The organism is Saccharopolyspora karakumensis, from assembly GCF_004349225.1.
Lineage (GTDB): Bacteria > Actinomycetota > Actinomycetes > Mycobacteriales > Pseudonocardiaceae > Saccharopolyspora > Saccharopolyspora endophytica.
Map to the genome: position 1 here is coordinate 19,512 of NZ_SMLA01000060.1, position 16,571 is coordinate 36,082.

Below are 16,571 nucleotides of genomic sequence, written 5' to 3' on the forward strand. Positions count from 1 at the left end.
ACCCCTGAGTCCAGCAGCCACGCCGGTTTCGGCAGCAGCAGTTCTGTGCTGTGCACCTCGTCGTTTCCGCCCGACGTCATCCGTGTTGCTCAGCGGGTCCGCCCGTTGCCGCAGCGAGCCCAGTTTCTCGTTCCTCCCCTTGCGATGACCGCGTCCGCGAACGTGATCACCACAACGAACACCGTACCTGGCCACCTGCTCACCCGGTCGAGGCAGTCGCGATTCCACAACGGGCTTCTTCGCAGCGGACAGCGCCGGGGAAACCGGACTGCAGGTGTCTGGATTGGCTGCGACCGTCTCCGCTCGCGGGCAACGAGACGTCAGGAAGGAAGCCATGGCAGCGGATCTGCGAGACAGGGTCGTGTTGGTCGCCGGGGCGACGCGGGGAGCCGGCCGCGGGATCGCGGTGGAGCTCGGCGCGGCGGGCGCGACGGTGTACTGCACCGGGCGCACGACCCGGACCCAGCGCTCGGACTACGACCGCCCGGAGACCATTGAGGACACCGCCGAGATGGTCACCCGCGCCGGCGGGACGGGCATCGCGGTCCGGGTCGACCACACCGTCCCGGACGAGGTCCAGGACCTGGTGCGGCGGGTGGAGTCCGAGCAGGGGCGGCTGGACGTCCTGGTCAACGACCTCGGCGGCGAGCACCTGATGGACTGGAACAAACCGATCTGGGAGCAGGACCTGACCAAGGGCCTGCAACGGCTGCGCACCGGCATCGAAGCGCACATGATCACCAGCCACTTCGCGCTGGCCCTGCTGAGCAGGCGCGCGGGCGGACTGGTCGTGGAGCTCACCGACGGCACAGCCGAGGTCAACGAGCGGTTCTACCGCAGCGAGTGCGGCGCGTTCTTCGACGTCGCCAAGACGGCGTTGCACCGGCTCGCCCGCGCGCAGGGCGAGGAGCTGGCGCCGCTGGGCGGCACCGCGGTGTCGCTGACGCCCGGCTGGCTGCGCTCGGAGATGATGCTGGAGCACTTCGGGGTCACCGAGCAGAACTGGCGCGAGTCCACCACCGCCCCACCGGGTTTCGCGATCGCCGAATCCCCCGCCTACGTGGGCCGCGCGGTGGTGGCGCTGGCCGGCGACGCGGACGTGGCGCGCTGGAACACCCGGTCGCTGTCCAGCGGCTTCCTGGCCAAGGAGTACGGCTTCACCGACACCGACGGCTCGCAGCCCGACGCCTGGCGGTTCGTGCAGGAGGTCGAGTGGGGCGGCGGCGAGGGCGACGCGGCCGACTACCGGTAGAGCGCGGCGAAGCGCTCGGCGGCGCTCGCGAGGTCCTGGCGCAGCGGTTCCGGCGCCAGGACCTCGGCTTCCGGTCCGAGCGCGAGGATCTGGGAGAACGCGACCTGCAGCGATTCGGCCCGGAACGTGGTGCGGACCCAGCCGTGCTCGTCGGGTTCTCCGGCGGCGGCCTCGGCTTCGGCGGCGGCCGGGCCGTCGACGGTGCCGCGCAACCGGCGGAGCCCGGTGGGGCTGAGCCGGACCTCGACGTCGAGGGTGAGCAGCGAGCGGGAGAACTCCTCGGCGGTGCGGTCCCAGAACGCGGCGAGGTCGAAGGTCTCGTCGCGGACGAACTCCTCCCCCTCTCTGACCTCGCGAAACCGGTCGACCCGGTAGGTCCGGAACGTCCCGTCGCAGCGCGCGGCCAGGTACCAGACACCGGCTTTGAGGACGAGACCGTGCGGTTCGAGCTCGCGCCGGACGAGGCGTTCCCCGCGCTGGTAGCCGACGGTGATGCTCAGGTCGCGCCACACCGCGCGGCCGATTTCGGCCAGCAGAGCGGGTGTTTCGGCTTCGCGGAACCAGCGGGGAGCGTCGAGGTGGAACCGCTGACCGACCCGTTGCGGCGCGTCCTGGAACGGCGGCGCCAGCGCCGCTGCCGCTTTCAAGCGGGCGGCCTCGACCGCCTCGCCCAGCCCCATGTCGACCGCGGCCCCGGGCACCCCGGACAGGAACAGCGCCTCGGCCTCCTCGCGGTGCAGGCCGTTGAGCTTCGACCGGTAGCCGCCGAGCAACCGGTACCCGCCACCGCGCCCGCGCTCGGCGTAGACCGGCACCCCGGCCTCGGCAAGCGCCAGCACGTCGCGCGCCACGGTCCGCTCGGAGACCTCCAGCTCGCGCGCCAGCTCAGGCCCGTTCATCGACCCCCGGACCTGCAACAAGCACAACAACGACACCAACCGAGCCGCCCGCACCCCCCAACCGTACGACCAACCACCGACAAAACCGCTCGCAACGTACTTCGCGCACGAGCTTGATTGCACGAAGCAGCGCTCCACGGGAGTGGACCATGCCGGTCTTGACGATCCGCGGGCCGGACGACGAGACGATCGAGCATCTCGGCGATGGAGCCGCTCGATACGGCCACACGATGGAAGCCGAAGCCGTGGAGATCATTGGAACCCCTGACATCGCCAGCACCCGCGAAGAGCCTCCGAAGCAGCGGGCACGCACTCTTCGCCGACCTCGACCTCCCCAGACTGCCTCGCCTCTCTCGCACCTCAGCGCAAGCCAGTAGCTCTGAGGAATCGAACGAGCCAGCGTGGCACGAAGTGACATTCTCGTATTGACCTCCTCACCAGCCTAAACGCCGGTGATTCCTACCGCTGATGACGACGCACGGGCGCGCCGTCATCTCGCTTCAGTGGGTTCCTGCTTCACCGCGCTTCGCCGCCCTTGCGGGTGGTCTTACTTGCGCTCCACAAGCTGTCACCGCCAGTCCAGCGGCGTTAGCGACGTTCACCGCCGCGTTGATATCCCTATCCAGCCACACCCCGCAGACCTTGCACTGCCACATGCGCACATGCAGTGGCTTGCGGCCGTCCTTGGTCTCGCAGTTCGAGCAGGTCTGCGAGGTGGGTTCGAACCGACTGATTCGAACGAAGTGTCGCCCGTTGAGCGCAGCCTTGTACTCCAACATGGCCGTGAACGACGCCCAACCAGCGTCGAGAACAGACTTCGCCAGACTCGTACGCGCCAGCCCCGACACCGACGAGTTCTCCACCGCGATCGCTTGGTTCTCGCGGATCAACCGAGTGGAGAGTTGATGGTGGACGTCCCGGCGTGCGTCGGCAACTCGAGCACGCGCGCGTGCCAACTTGACCCTGACCTTCTCCCGATTCGCCGATCCCTCCTTCTTACGCGCGAGGCCCGCTGCAACCGCTTGAGCTTCGCTTCTGCCTTGCGCAGAAATCTCGGAGCATCGATCTTGGTGCCGTCGGACAACACTGCGAAGTGCTTCAGACCCAGATCAACACCTATCTTGGGTGCCTCAACAGCGGTCGGTTCGGACTCGACGTCGACGACGAACGACGCGAAGTACCTCCCGCTCGCACCCTTGATCACGGTCACGCTCGACGGGGTGGAAGGCAACGGGCGGGACAGCTTGATCGGCACATGACCGACCTTCTGCAATCGCGGTTTCCCGCCACGCGTGATCGTGAACTTCGCATTGGCCGTGAACCGGATCGACTGACGTCGATCACGTCGGCTCTTGAATCTCGGTGCCCCGGCTTGCGCCCCTTGCGCTTCCCGCTGGTCGAGTCGAAGAAGTTGCTGTACGCCCGATCCACGTCACGCAGTGCCTGTTGCAGCACCACGGACGACACGGCGATGGCGGCGTTGAAGACCACTCGAGCGCACCCGAACGCCCGAGCCAGCGCCGCCTGCTGACCAGGAGTCGGGTACAAGCGGAACTGGTACCGGAGCTTCACGCATTTATCGTATCGATGTCTCGTTGCAGGAGGACCACTTTCGCTACACACCGCACGAACGGTCTTCCACTGCTGCGAAATTGGGGTATCCACAACGCTCAGTCAGCAAGACGGGCCCAGAGTCTCTGCGATCATCGTTCTGCGTCACCACTACGGTCACCACTACGCAGACCAATGGCGAGCACTAGGGCGAAAGGACCCCTCGTGCCTCTGCTGAAGCCCGAAGACTCAGGCGAAGTGGGGTGGGCCTCCGGTGAGGGCGCGTTGGGTGGCCTCGTCGTCGGCGTAGTAGTTCGGGCCCGGGGCTTCGGTGTCGTAGTAGCGGTGGAAGACCGGGGTCTGGGCGCCCGACATCGGCGGGACGATCCAGGACCAGTCGACCGGGCACTTGCGCCCCGCCGACTCCTCCTTCGCGAGGTGGGTGAGGAACCGGTGCGATTCGGTGTGGTGATCGGTGATCGTCACACCGGCCTGCTGGTAGGAGTGCAGGACGGCGCGGTTGAGCTCGACCAGCGCGCGGTCCCGCCACAGGGTGTCCTCGCGCGAGGTGTCCAGGCCCAGGCGCTCGGCGACGACCGGGACGAGGTTGTAGCGGTCGTTGTCGGCGAAGTTGCGGGCACCGATCTCGGTGCCCATGTACCAGCCGTTGAACGGCGCGGCCGGGTACGAGACGCCGCCGATGCTCAGCCGCATGTTGCTGATGACCGGAACCGCGTGCCAGCGCAGCCCGAGCTCGGCGAACCACGGCAGGTCGGGGTGGGTCATCGGGACCTCGTGGACCGCGTCCGGGGGGAGCGCGAACATGTGCGCGCCCTCCTCGCGGGTCTCCACCACCAGCGGCAGCGGGTCGAACCCGGTGCGGCGGGCCGGTGCTCGCCAGCCGAAACCGGTGACGATCTCGGTGAATCGCGCGTAGCGCGGGTCGCCGAGCACCTTGCCGTCCTGGCCGCGGTAACCGGCGTAGCGGATGAGCTGCTCGTTCCAGATCCGCGGCGCGGGCCGCGCCGGGGTCTCCGGCGGGAAGACGCTGATCAGCGGGCGGATCTTGCCGCCGTTGGTGGCCATCCGCAGGTGCTCGACGCAGTGCGCGGCCACACCGGAGACGGTGTGCACGTCGCGCAGGTCGCGGACCTTCAGGCTGCGCCAGTACAACCGGCCGATGCAGCGGGCGCTGTTGCGCCAGGCGACCTTCGCGCCGTAGGAGAGCTCGTCGGGGGTGTGCCGGTAGGTGCCGGTCGTCTCGACCTCGTAGCGCATCCGCGCCAGCCGCTGCTGGATCGGGGCCTCGACCTGGTTCTCGGCGTGGAACAGCCGCAGGAACTCCTCGGCCTCGGCGAGATCGACCGCGGGGGCTCTCGGCGCGGGTGGCGGTGGGACGGGTCGTAATCGGCGGGTCCGCTCCGCCGCACCTGATCCCCCGGAGAAGACCGCCTCCGGCGCTTCACCACTCACCCTGAACACGCCGCCCACGTTAGCGCGACGGAAACGATCTTGATCCGGTGCCGTTCGGTGACGGCCGTTCAGGCGACCGTCGGCAGCGCGGGTGTCGTAACGTCGTAAACCTTGCCGGGACGGGTCAGCAGCGGCGGCAGGATCAGCGCCTTGCGCTGGGTGTCCTTCAGCGAACCCCAGTCGACGGTGCGTCCGCCGGTGAGCTCCAGCCGCACGTCGCTGGGGCTGCGCGCCAGCACCGCGGTCACCTCACCCCGCACCGGGACCGGCAGCGCCACCAGCACCGACAGCGCGGCGCGGGTGGTGGGGTCGTCGGCGGCGGCCTTGGGCGCGCGCAGTTCCGGCACGCCGGCGGGCGGTCCGGCGACCGTCTCGAACGGCACCCCGGCCACGTCGAGCACCCGGATCCCGTCGGTGGCGCGGAAGTACGCCGCCGGGGTCCGCTCGGTGACCTGGATGATCACCGTCGACGGCCAGTCCAGCACCGCCGTCGCATCGGCGACCTTCGGCAGACCGCGCAGGTGCTCCCGGATCCGCTCCGGATCCACCCGCAGCATCGGGGTGCCCTCGGCGACCTCGGCGGCCTGGATCACCGCGTCGGAGGACAGACCGTCGTTGCCCTCCACGCGCACCGTCCGGACGCCCAGCAGCGGCGAGAAGTAGATGACCAGGAAGCCGATGGTCGCCACCGCCAGCACGCCCGGCAGCAGGAACCGCCGCCAGGCGGGAGCGGGCGGGGCGCTCCGGCGCACCGGACGGCGCCGCGCTCGCTCCGCCGCGCTCCGGTCCGTCACCCGTGGTCCTCCCCGTTGCCGTTGCCGCCGGAAGCGAGGGCCCGGTCGAGCTCACCGAGGATCTCCGGGCCGAGCATCGTCACGTCGCCCGCGCCCATGGTCAGCACCAGGTCGCCGGGACGCACCAGGCCCGCGACGCGCGGGCCCGCGTCGGTGAAGGACGGCTCGAAGTGCACGTTCTCGGCAGGCAGCGGGATCGCGTCGGAGATCAGCTTGCCCGTCACGCCCGGCTGCGGGTCCTCCCGCGCGCCGTAGACGTCGAGCACGACGACCTCGTCGGCCAGGCCCAGGGCCTCGGCGAACTCGGCGGCGAAGGTCGCGGTCCGGGAGAACAGGTGCGGCTGGAACACCACGACCAACCGGCCCGCACCGGCGACCGGGCGGGCCGCGCGCAGCTGCGCGGAGACCTCGGTCGGGTGGTGGGCGTAGTCGTCGTAGACGCGGATGCCGTTGACCCGACCCTTGAACTCGAAGCGGCGCCGCACGCCGCCGAACGCGGCCAGACCTTCCAGCATCCCCTCCAGCGGGGCGCCGAGCTCCAGACCGGCCAGCAGGGCCGCGACGGCGTTGCCGGCCATGTGCTCGCCGGGGACGGCGACCTGCACGTCGACCAGCTCGCCGGACACGCCCACGAGCTCCACCGACACCACGCCGACGCCTTGGGTGGCGTGGTAGCCGGCCAGCCGGGCGTCGCCGTCGGCGGTGGCGTTCGCGCCGTAGCGGCGGACCCGCACGTCGGCGGATTCAGCCTGCGCCGCAAGGGCTTCCGCGCCGGGGTCGTCGGAGCAGACGATGAGCACGCCGCCCGGTTCGATGCGGCTGATGAAGTCCTCGAAGACCTTGGTGTAGGCCTCGGCGGTGCCGTGGTGGTCCAGGTGGTCGGGTTCGACGTTGGTCACCACCGCGACCGACGGCGCGAACACCAGGAACGATCCGTCGCTCTCGTCGGCCTCGGCGACGAAGACCCCGCCGTCGCCGTGGTGCGCGTTGGCGCCGGACTCGTTGAGGTCGCCGCCGATGGCGAACGACGGATCGATCCGGCAGTGCTGCAACGCCACGGTGAGCATCGAGGTCGTCGAGGTCTTGCCGTGCGTGCCCGCGACGCAGGCGACGCGGTGGTCGGACATCAGCCCGGCCAGCGCCTCGGCCCGCCGCAGCACGGTGATGCCGCGCTCCTGCGCGGCGACCAGCTCGGCGTTGTCCGGGCGGATCGCGGTGGAGACCACCACGGCCGTCGGCTCCTGGTCGAGCAGGTCGAGGTTCTCGGCGTGGTGCCCGATCCCGATGCTCGCGCCCTGGGCGCGCAGCGCCATGACGGTGCGCGAGTCGCGCGCGTCGGAGCCGGAGACCTGGCGGCCGCGGGCGAGCAGGATGCGGGCGATGCCGCTCATCCCGGCCCCACCGATGCCCACCAGGTGAACCCGATCGAGCAGTCGGTCCATGTCGGCGGTCATTGACCCGCCACCTCCATCACGATGCGGGCGAGCACCTGGTCGGCCTCGCGGTGGCCGCTGCCCAGGGTCGCCTGGCTCATCATCTGCAGCCGCTGCGCGTCCAGCGCCATCGGGATGATCTCGTCGATGACCCGCTGCGGCGTCAGCTCGGCGTCGGCGATCAGCCCGGCTCCCCCGGCGCTGACCACCGGCTGAGCGTTGAGCGCCTGCTCACCGTTGCCGTGCGGCAGCGGCACGAACACGGCGGGCAGGCCGACGGCGGAGACCTCGGCGACGGTCATCGCACCGGATCGGCACACGACCATGTCGGCGGCGGCGTAGGCGAGGTCCATCTTCTCCAGGTACGGCACGGTCCGGTAGATCGGCGCGCCCATGACCTGCTGGATGGCGACGCTGTTCTTGGGTCCGTGCGCGTGCAGCACGCCGATGCCGGCGCGGCCGAGCGCCTGCGCGGCACCGGAGAAGGCGGTGTTGAGCGTCTGCGCGCCCTGCGAACCGCCGAAGACCAGGATGGTCGGGGCGTGCGGGTGCAGCCCGAAGTGCTGGCGGGCCTGCATCCGCAGCTTCCAGCGATCCAGCCGGGTGATCGACTCGCGCAGCGGGATGCCGATGGCCTGGGCGCCGGGCAGGCCGCTGTCGGGCGTCGCCGCGAGCACGCGGGCGGCGAGCTTGGCGCCGACCTTGTTGGCGAGTCCGGCGCGGGCGTTGGCCTCGTGCACCACGATCGGCACCCGGCCGCGGGCGGCCAGGTAGGCGGGCAGCGAGACGTAGCCGCCGAAGCCGACGACGACCTGAGCGCCGACCTTGTCGAGCACGTCGCGGGTCTGGTGCACCGACTCGCGCACCTTCAGCGGCAGCTTGAGCAGGTCGGCGTTGGGCTTGCGCGGCATGGGCACCGGCGGGATCAGCTCGAGCGGATATCCACGAGCCGGGACGAGCCGGTTCTCCAGACCTCGTTCGGTGCCCAACGCGGTGATCTGGGCGTCGGGGCGGACGCGTCGTACCGCGTCGGCCAGCGCCAGGGCCGGTTCGATGTGCCCCGCGGTGCCGCCTCCGGCGACCACCACCGACAGCCGGCGCATGCCCATCGCAGCGCCCTGCGGTTCGCCCAGGCGCTGGATGCGGACCGTCTGATCCCCGCTCAACGGTGTCCTCCTCGTGTCTGAGCCCGGGATCCGGGCCCGCTGCGCGCACCACGTGCGCGGGGTTCTGCTCCGCTCCGGCGCGTTCCGGACGCGCCGGAGCTCTTGGCACCGGGCCGGGTCCGGGGGACGGGCCGGGAAGTCTTCCGCCTCGCCGGCGGACGGTAGGGCGCCGGGGTGGGCAGTCGCAGCAGCTTGCCGACCCGCCCCGGCCCCAGAGACCGTAGCGCGGCGATGGCTTCGGGTTCGTGCCGGGCGAAGTTCGCGAGCAGGCCGAACACCAGCATGCTGGTCACCACCGAGGACCCGCCCGAGGAGATCAGCGGCAGCGGCAGGCCGGTGGTGGGCAGCAGGCCGACCACGTAACCGATGTTGATCACGGCCTGGCCGACCAGCCAGGTGGTGAGGGTCGCCGCGACCAGCCGGATGAACGGGTCGGTGTTGCGGAAGGCGATGCGCATGCCCACGTAGGCCGTGGTGGCGTACAGCATCAGCACTATGGCGCAGCCGATGAACCCGAGCTCCTCGCCGATGACCGCGAAGATGTAGTCGTTGTGCACGTTGGGCAGGTACTGCCACTTCGACCAGCCCTGGCCGAGGCCGCGGCCCATCAGCCCACCGTCGGCCAGCGCGAACAGCGCCTGCATGGCCTGGTAGCCGTTGCCGGAGGGATCCGAGGCCGGGTCGAGGAAGGACGTCAGCCGCGCCATCCGGTACTCGGCGATCATCGCCAGCACGATGCCGCCGGTGACCGCGCCCAGCGCCATCACGAGGAACAGCCGCAGCGGAGCTCCGGCGAACCACAGCAGCGCCAGCAGCACGACGAACAGCGTGATCGTCGAGCCGAGGTCGGGCTGCATCATCACGAGCGTGAACATCAGCAGCGCGGCGGGGACCACGGGCACCAGCAGGTGGCGGTACTGGGTCATCAGGCCGCGCTTGGTGACCAGCACGTGCGCGCCCCACAGGGCGAAGGCGATCTTGGCGAACTCGACGGGCTGGAACGACACGCCGGCCACGAAGAACCAGCTGCGGGCGCCGTTGAGCTCGGTGCCCACGCCGGGGATCAGCACGAGCACCAGGAGCCCGAGGCAGAAGGCCAGGATGCCGAGGCTGTAGCGGCGCAGCAGGCGCACCGGGGCGCGCAACGCGATGTAGAACAGCACGAGCCCGGCGCCGCAGTACATGACCTGCTTGACGAACACGCTGTAGGACGAGCCGTCCCGGTTGAACGAGTCGACGCTGGACGCCGAGAGCACCATCACCAGGCCGAACACCGTGAGCAGGCCGAAGACGGCCAGCAGCAGGTGGAACGAGGCCAGCGGGCGGGTCAGCCAGGCCGTCAGCGTGGACAGCACCGTCACCCCGGCTCGCCTGCGGGGGTCTCGCGCGGCAGCGCTCTTCGACGCAGCGGTGGTCACCGGATCACCCGCCGCGCGTCGTCGCCGGGGTTTCGGACAGCACGTCGCGCACCGCGTCGGCGAAAGCCCTGCCGCGGTGGGCGTAGTCGGTGAACATGTCCATCGACGCTGCCGCGGGTGCGAGCAGCACCACCGAGCCGGGCCGCGCGCTGCCGTGCGCCAGGCGAACCGCTTCGAGCATGCCCGCATCGTCCCCCGATGCGACCTCGTGCACGGGCACATCCGGGGCGTGTCGGCCGAGTGCGGCGGAGAACTCGCCCCGGTCGCGGCCGATCAGCACCGCGGTCGCGAGCCGTCCGGCGTTGGCGCGGACCAGCTCGTCGACGTCGGCGCCCTTGAGCAGGCCTCCTGCGATCCACACGACGGAGTCGTGGGCGCGCAGGGCGGCGTCGGCGGCGTGCGGGTTGGTGGCCTTGGAGTCGTCCACATAGGACACACCATCGGCTTCGGCGATGAGCACCGAGCGGTGCGCTCCGGGCTCGAAGCCGCGCAGGCCCTCCGCGACCGCCGCCGGGTCGACGCCGTGCGCGCGGGCCAGCGCCGCCGCGGCCAGCGCGTTCGCCACGTTGTGCGGGCCCGCCGGGCGGACCTCGGACAGCAGGGCGAGTTCCACGCCCTCGCCGAAAGCGCGGTCGACCAGCCGGTCCTCGTCGACGCCGAGCTGACCGTCCTGCGGGACGCCGAGGGTGAACGACGCGCGCCGTCCCCCGGCGGCCTCGACGAGGCGGGTGGACCACTCGTCGTCGGCGTTGAACACCGCGACGTCGTTGCCCGCGAACACCTTCGCCTTCGCTTCGCCGTAGGACTCCAGCGAGCCGTGCCAGTCGAGGTGGTCGTCGGCGAGGTTGAGCACCGCACCGGCCTTCGGGCGCAACGCCCGCTGCCAGTGCAGCTGGAAGCTGGAGAGCTCCACCGCCAGCACCCGGTGCCCCGCGCGCACCGCGTCCACCACGGGCAGGCCCACGTTCCCGCAGGCCACGACGTCGGCACCGGCGGCGCGCAGGATCGACTCCAGCATGCTCACCGTGGTCGTCTTGCCGTTCGTGCCGGTCACCGCGAGCCACGTCGCGGGGCCTTCGGGCCGCTCCTGGTCCAGCCACCAGGCGAGCTCGACCTCACCGATCACCTCGATCCCGCCGGCGGCGGCCGCTGCGGGCAGCGGCGCGTCGGGACGCCAGCCGGGGCTGGTGACCACCAGGTCGGTGCCCTCCGGAGGAGTGCTGAGCCCGGGAACGAGCTGCGCGCCCTGGGATTCCAGCGAGGCGAGCGCGGCGAGCCGGTCCGCCGAGCCGTCGGTGACCGCCACCTCGGCGCCCGCCGCCAGCAGCGCTTCCGCCGCCGACCGCCCGGACACCCCGGCACCGGCGACCAGCACCCGCAACCCTCGGTACCGGCTCACGGCCCCGCCTCCCTGCCTTGTCTGCGCGATTCATCGTCTTCGAGCGGGAAACCGCTCCAGCTCACCCTAGGCACTGGCACCGGCCGCTCAGGTTCCGCTACCCGCACCGCCGAGCGGGCCGACCGCAAAGAGATCCCTACCTGGCCAGCGCCAGCCAGTCGGCGTAGAAGAGCCCCACGCCGAACATGCAGCTGATGCCCGCCAGCACCCAGAACCGGATGATGACCGTGGTCTCGGCCCAGCCCGCCAGCTCGAAGTGGTGGTGGAACGGGGCCATCCGGAACAGCCGTCGGCGGGTCGTGCGGAACACCACGATCTGCAGCACCACCGACAGCGCCTCGACGACGAACACGCCACCGATGATGATCATCAGCAGTTCGGTGCGCGTCACCATCGACAGGCCCGCCAGCAGACCGCCCAGCGCCAGTGAGCCGGTGTCACCCATGAAGATCTTCGCGGGCGCGGCGTTCCACCACAGGAACCCGACGCAGGCGGCCATCGCCGCCGCCGCGACCACCGCGATGTCCAGCGGGTCCCGCACGGTGTAGCAGCCCGGGGCCGGGCCGGCGCCGAAGCAATCGTTGCGCAGCTGCCAGAACGCGATGAGCACGTAGGTCGCCAGCACCATCGCCGCCGTGCCACCGGCCAGGCCGTCCATGCCGTCGGTGAAGTTGACCGCGTTGGACCAGCCGCTGATCGCGATGTAGGCGAAGATCACGAACCCGACCGCGCCGAACGAGATCACCGTGATGTCCCGCAGGAACGACAGGTCCACCGACGCCGGGGTGACGTCGTTCTGGTTCGGGAACTGGATGGCCAGGATCGCGAACAGCACCGAGGCGACCAGCTGGCCGACGAGCTTCGCGGTCTTGTTCAGACCCAGGTTCCGCTGCTTGCGGATCTTGATGAAGTCGTCGAGGAACCCGACGATGCCCAGTGCCGTGGTCAGCCCCAGCACCAGCAGCCCGGTGGCCGTGGGCGGCTCGCCCATCACCAGGTGGGTGACCAGGTAGCCGCACCACATCGCGACCAGGATGGCCATGCCGCCCATCGTCGGCGTGCCGCGCTTGGCGGCGTGCTGGCCCTGCACCTCTTCGCGGATCTCCTGGCCGAAGCCCTGCCGGGAGAACACCCGGATCAGGTAGGGCGTGAACAGGATCGAGACCACCAGCGCCACCGCGGCGGAAATCAGAATCGGCTTCACTGCTGCTGCTCTCCATTACCGCCATCGGCGAACAAGGCTTCCGCGACTCGCCACAGCCCGGCCGAGTTGGACGCCTTGGTCAAGACCACATCACCCGGACGCAGCTCGGCGCGCAGGAGCGCGACGGCCTCGTCGATGTCCGCAACGAGCACCGATTCCTCTCCCCACGACCCCTCCAGCGATGCGGCCTGGTGCATCGCCTGGGCCTGTTCGCCGACCACCACGAGCCGGTCGATGTTCAGCCGGACGGCCAGCCGCCCGATCTCGTCATGCGCCTCCACGTCGGCGTCACCGAGCTCGGCCATCGGCCCGAGCACGGCCCACGCCCGCGCGGGGCGGCCCCTGGTCATCGCGGCCAGCGTCTTCAGCGCGGCGCGCACCGACTCGGGGTTGGCGTTGTAGGCGTCGTTGACCACGGTGACGCCGTTGGGGGTCTCGGCGACCTCCATGCGGCGCGCGGAGACGCGCTGGATCGAGCCCAGCCGCTCGGCGACCTGCGGCAGCGTCGCGCCCAGCTCCAGCGCCACGGCGGCGGCCGACAAGGCGTTGCCGACGTGGTGCTCGCCGAACAGCGGCAGCGTCACCCGTTCCTTACCGGCCTCGGTGACCAGCGTGAACGTCGGTCGCGCGAGCTCGTCGACCTCGACGTCCTCGGCGCGCACGTGCGCGTTCGGGGACTCGCCGACGAAGACCACCCGCGCCCGGGTGCGCTCGGCCATCGCCGCGACCAGCGGGTCGTCGGCGTTGAGCACCGCGACCCCGTCGGCGGGCAGCGACTCGACGAGCTCGCCCTTGGCCTGCGCGACCGCCTCTTGCGAGCCGAACTCGCCGAGGTGCGCGTGGCCGACGTTGAGGACCACGCCGATGCGCGGCGGGGCGACCTCGCAGAGGTTCGCGATGTGGCCGACACCGCGGGCCGACAGCTCCAGCACGAGGTGCCGGGTCTGCTCGTCGGCGCGCAGCACCGTCCACGGGTGTCCGAGCTCGTTGTTGAACGAGCCGGGCGGCGCGACCGTCGGCCCCATCGGGGCCAGCAGCTGCGCGATCAGGTCCTTGGTGGACGTCTTGCCGGACGAGCCGGTCACGCCGACGACGGCGAGCTCCGGCAGCCGGTCGATGACGTGGCGGGCCAGCTTCGCCAGCCCGGCCAGCACGGCCGCTCCGGTGCCGTCGGTGTCGCCCGCCAGCGCCATCGCGCTGGAGCGCTCCTCGACCGGCACCGTCGGCACCAGCACTGCGGGGGCGTCCACCTCGCGCGCGGCGAGCACGCCGGTCGCGCCGTCGGTGATGGCCTGCGCGGCGAAGTCGTGCCCGTCGACGCGTTCTCCCGGCACGGCCACGAAAAGCCCGCCGTCGGTGATCTTGCGCGAGTCGAACTCGACCCCGGCGCTGACGATCTCCGAACCTTCCGCACGGTGAAGCCTGCCGTCCACCGCCGAAGCGATGTCAGCAAGGCTGAGCCGGATCAACCTGCCTCCTCGGTGTTCTTGCGGGACATCCGCGTCCGGCAGACCGGGTTGTCACCCGGCCTCCTGATCTGCTGCTTCGCCAGCGTCTCGGCGCTCACGCGCCCGCTGTCGTGTCCCGCCCCCGACGATCTTGGGTTTCTTCGTCGTGGCCAAGCCTATGGCGCAGCGCGGCGGCCAGCTCCTCCCGGTCCGAGAAGGGGTGCACCACGCCCGCCACATCCTGTCCTGTCTCGTGGCCCTTGCCCGCGACGACGACGATGTCGCCGGGCTTGGCACGTTCGACCGCCGCGACGATGGCCGCTCGGCGGTCGCCGATCTCGATCACCTCACCACGCTCGCCGGTGGGGACCTCCTGGGCCCCCGCCAGCATCGCGGCCCGGATGTCGGCCGGGTCCTCGCTCCGCGGATTGTCGTCGGTGACGATCAGCAGTTCCGACCGCCGTGCGGCGGCCTCGCCCATCAGCGGGCGCTTGGCGGTGTCCCGGTCGCCTCCGCAGCCGAGCACGACGATGACGTCACCGTCGACCTGCGCTCGCGCGGCGTCCAGCACGGCCGAAACCGCACCGGGTTTGTGCGAGTAGTCCACCACAGCGGTGAAGTCCTGCCCCAGCGCGACACGCTCCATCCGGCCGGGCACGTCGACCTCGGCCAGGCCCTTCTCGATCGCGGCCAGCGGCACCTCGGCGGCGTGCAGCACACCGATCGCCAGCAGCGCGTTCGCGACGTTGAACGGGCCGGGCAGGCGCAGCCGGATCGGCATCTCGATGCCGCCGGGCCCGTGCGCGGTGAAGGTCTGCTCGCCGGTCGGGTAGGCGGTGACGTCGGTGGCGGTCCAGTCGGCGTCGGTGCTCTCGGTGGCGACGGTGACCGTGCCGGAGGTGACCAGCCTGCGACCCCAGTCGCCGTCCACGCAGACGACCTCGTGGTCGGCGCGACCGTCGAAGAGCAGCGCCTTGGCCTGGAAGTAGTCCTCCAGGTCGCGGTGGAAGTCCAGGTGGTCCTGGGAGAGGTTGGTGAAGGCCCCGACGGCGAAGCGGGTGCCCGACACGCGGCCCATGGCCAGCGCGTGGCTGGAGACCTCCATGGCGACCGTGGTCACGTCGTGCTCGACCATCACCGCCAGCAGCGCCTGCAGGTCGGGAGCCTCGGGGGTGGTGAACGCGCTGTCCAGGCGCTCACCGGCGATCCGGGTCTCCACGGTGCCGATCTGGCCGGTGGTGAGGCCGGCGGCGTTGAGCGCGGATTCCAGCAGGTAGCTGGTGGTCGTCTTGCCGGAGGTGCCGGTGACGCCGAGGATCTTGAGCTTGCTGGACGGGTCCCCGTAGATCAGCGCCGATGCCCTCCCGAGGACGCCGCGCGGGTCGTCGTGCTCCAGCAGCACCACGCGTCCCTCGCGGACCGCGGGATGCTCGGTCAGGTTCGCGCGGAGGATTCCGTCGGCGTCGGTGAGCACCGCGTGCGCGCCCGCGTCGAGCGCCTGCTCGGCGAAGTCGGCGCCGTGCACGCGGATGCCGGGTAGGGCGGCGAAGAGGTCGCCGGGACGCACGTGTTGAGCGCGGAGTGTGGCACCGGTGACCGCCGTTTCGAAGGCGGGCTGACCAGGTACGCGCACCACGCGCGCGCCGATTTCATCGGCGAGCTTGTTGATCTGCACCGGCTCGACGCGGGTGGGTCGAGGCGGGGCAGTCGCGACCGCGGAAGGCACGTCGCGCAAGGCTACCGGTACCACCGTCGGCCGCATCTCCATGGTCGCCCACCCGTTCGGCCGCACGACCGCTGCGCCGAAACGAGCAGTGGCGCTCCGGGCGTTGCGCGGTTCGTGGCGCGCGTTTCGACGCCCCGTGCACGCCCGTTCCGAAGCGTGACGGAGGCGGGGCGGGTTGTCCGTTTTCGGCGGGGGCGGGTGCCGTGGCGAGAAGTCGACGCACCCCTGGCTCACGACATTCCGGACCTATAACGTTCCGATGCCCGTTGGAGATTTTCCAGTCTGTGGAGGAAGTAGTGAGAAACCATCTTCTTGGCCGCGCGGCCGCCACCGGTCTCGCCGCCGCCCTGATCCTCGCCCCGCTGACCGCCCAGACCGCCCTGGCCGCGCCCGCGCCGGCCGCCGAACCCACCGCCCCGGCCGCCGTCACCCCGTTCGACGCCGGCGACGGCACCGCCCAGGGCGCCGTCGAGTGGTTCGAGGCCCGCGCGGGAGACACGTCCTACGAGGGCATGTGCGAGATGGCCGCCGAGAACGCCTGGGGCGTCACCGGCGTCTGGCCCTCCGCCATCGACCACTGGAACGGCGCGGTCGCCGCGGGCAAGGCCCACACCGACGGCTCCACTCCCCCGGCCGGCGCCTTCGTCTACTGGAACATCAGCCAGTACGGCCACGTCGGCATCGCCGACGGCAACGGCGGCTTCCACAGCAGCAGCGTCAACGGCGCCATCGGCCACGCCGACAGCACCTCCTACTTCGCCAACTACCTCGGCTGGAGCGACCCGCAGGTCCCCGCCGGCCTCTGACC

Annotated in this window: 15 protein-coding genes and 1 pseudogene; 3 read left to right on the top strand and 13 right to left on the bottom strand. The window is 71.0% G+C overall.

Going from position 1 to position 16,571, the window contains the following annotated elements:
- Positions 1-334: 334 nt before the first annotated feature.
- Positions 335-1,252, top strand: a complete 918-nt coding sequence (locus tag E1202_RS26615; RefSeq protein ID WP_132685969.1) for an SDR family oxidoreductase — start codon at positions 335-337, stop codon at positions 1,250-1,252.
- Here the strand turns inward: E1202_RS26615 and E1202_RS26620 are convergent.
- On the bottom strand, positions 1,243-2,205 hold the full coding sequence (locus E1202_RS26620; protein WP_132685971.1) for a helix-turn-helix transcriptional regulator: 963 nt from the start codon (positions 2,203-2,205) through the stop codon (positions 1,243-1,245). The two genes, E1202_RS26615 and E1202_RS26620, sit on opposite strands and share 10 nt — an antisense overlap.
- 95 nt (positions 2,206-2,300) lie before the next feature.
- Between E1202_RS26620 and E1202_RS33040 the strand changes: the two genes are divergently transcribed.
- Complete coding sequence (locus E1202_RS33040) at positions 2,301-2,528, top strand: FitA-like ribbon-helix-helix domain-containing protein (RefSeq protein ID WP_408007403.1); 228 nt, start codon at positions 2,301-2,303, stop codon at positions 2,526-2,528.
- A gap of 123 nt (positions 2,529-2,651) precedes the next feature.
- Here E1202_RS33040 and E1202_RS32410 read toward each other — a convergent pair whose 3' ends face one another.
- The 12 genes and pseudogenes from E1202_RS32410 to E1202_RS26670 form a co-directional block, all read right to left on the bottom strand.
- Entirely contained in the window at positions 2,652-3,203 is a 552-nt protein-coding gene (locus E1202_RS32410) for an RNA-guided endonuclease InsQ/TnpB family protein (RefSeq protein WP_235879036.1), read from the bottom strand.
- A 5-nt stretch (positions 3,204-3,208) separates the two neighbouring features.
- Positions 3,209-3,406: pseudogene (locus tag E1202_RS32865) on the bottom strand (RNA-guided endonuclease TnpB family protein); the annotation flags it as partial.
- Positions 3,358-3,816 (bottom strand): helix-turn-helix domain-containing protein, encoded by a 459-nt coding sequence (locus tag E1202_RS33045; protein ID WP_408007405.1) that lies wholly within the window; start codon positions 3,814-3,816, stop codon positions 3,358-3,360. The gene E1202_RS33045 and the pseudogene E1202_RS32865, both read right to left, overlap by 49 nt.
- Positions 3,817-3,951: 135 nt before the next feature.
- Positions 3,952-5,184: a nitric oxide synthase oxygenase gene (locus E1202_RS26630; RefSeq protein ID WP_235879035.1), complete on the bottom strand. Its 1,233-nt coding sequence runs from the start codon at positions 5,182-5,184 to the stop codon at positions 3,952-3,954.
- Positions 5,185-5,243: 59 nt separating this feature from the next.
- The gene (locus E1202_RS26635) at positions 5,244-5,969 is read right to left on the bottom strand and encodes a cell division protein FtsQ/DivIB (RefSeq protein WP_132685972.1); all 726 of its coding nucleotides are present in this window, start codon (positions 5,967-5,969) and stop codon (positions 5,244-5,246) included.
- Positions 5,966-7,423 carry a UDP-N-acetylmuramate--L-alanine ligase gene (gene murC, locus E1202_RS26640; protein ID WP_132685974.1) on the bottom strand — a complete coding sequence of 486 codons (1,458 nt, stop codon included), beginning with the start codon at positions 7,421-7,423 and terminating at the stop codon, positions 5,966-5,968. Before murC ends, E1202_RS26635 begins: the two co-directional genes overlap by 4 nt.
- Positions 7,420-8,511 (bottom strand): undecaprenyldiphospho-muramoylpentapeptide beta-N-acetylglucosaminyltransferase, encoded by a 1,092-nt coding sequence (gene murG, locus E1202_RS26645; protein ID WP_132685989.1) that lies wholly within the window; start codon positions 8,509-8,511, stop codon positions 7,420-7,422. Before murG ends, murC begins: the two co-directional genes overlap by 4 nt.
- Before the next feature lie 53 nt (positions 8,512-8,564).
- On the bottom strand, positions 8,565-9,986 hold the full coding sequence (gene ftsW / locus E1202_RS26650; protein ID WP_132685976.1) for a putative lipid II flippase FtsW: 1,422 nt from the start codon (positions 9,984-9,986) through the stop codon (positions 8,565-8,567).
- 4 nt (positions 9,987-9,990) lie between these two features.
- Complete coding sequence (murD, locus tag E1202_RS26655) at positions 9,991-11,385, bottom strand: UDP-N-acetylmuramoyl-L-alanine--D-glutamate ligase (RefSeq protein ID WP_207918933.1); 1,395 nt, start codon at positions 11,383-11,385, stop codon at positions 9,991-9,993.
- 136 nt (positions 11,386-11,521) lie between these two features.
- Positions 11,522-12,589, bottom strand: a complete 1,068-nt coding sequence (gene mraY, locus E1202_RS26660; RefSeq protein WP_132685978.1) for a phospho-N-acetylmuramoyl-pentapeptide-transferase — start codon at positions 12,587-12,589, stop codon at positions 11,522-11,524.
- Positions 12,586-14,058, bottom strand: coding sequence for a UDP-N-acetylmuramoyl-tripeptide--D-alanyl-D-alanine ligase (locus tag E1202_RS26665; protein ID WP_132685979.1), 1,473 nt, complete (start codon positions 14,056-14,058; stop codon positions 12,586-12,588). The genes mraY and E1202_RS26665 overlap by 4 nt, the downstream gene beginning before the upstream one ends.
- 94 nt (positions 14,059-14,152) lie before the next feature.
- Complete coding sequence (locus E1202_RS26670; RefSeq protein ID WP_132685992.1) at positions 14,153-15,799, bottom strand: UDP-N-acetylmuramoyl-L-alanyl-D-glutamate--2,6-diaminopimelate ligase; 1,647 nt, start codon at positions 15,797-15,799, stop codon at positions 14,153-14,155.
- A gap of 260 nt (positions 15,800-16,059) precedes the next feature.
- Between E1202_RS26670 and E1202_RS26675 the strand changes: the two genes are divergently transcribed.
- On the top strand, positions 16,060-16,569 hold the full coding sequence (locus tag E1202_RS26675) for a CHAP domain-containing protein (RefSeq protein WP_132685981.1): 510 nt from the start codon (positions 16,060-16,062) through the stop codon (positions 16,567-16,569).
- The last annotated feature ends 2 nt before the right edge of the window (positions 16,570-16,571 follow it).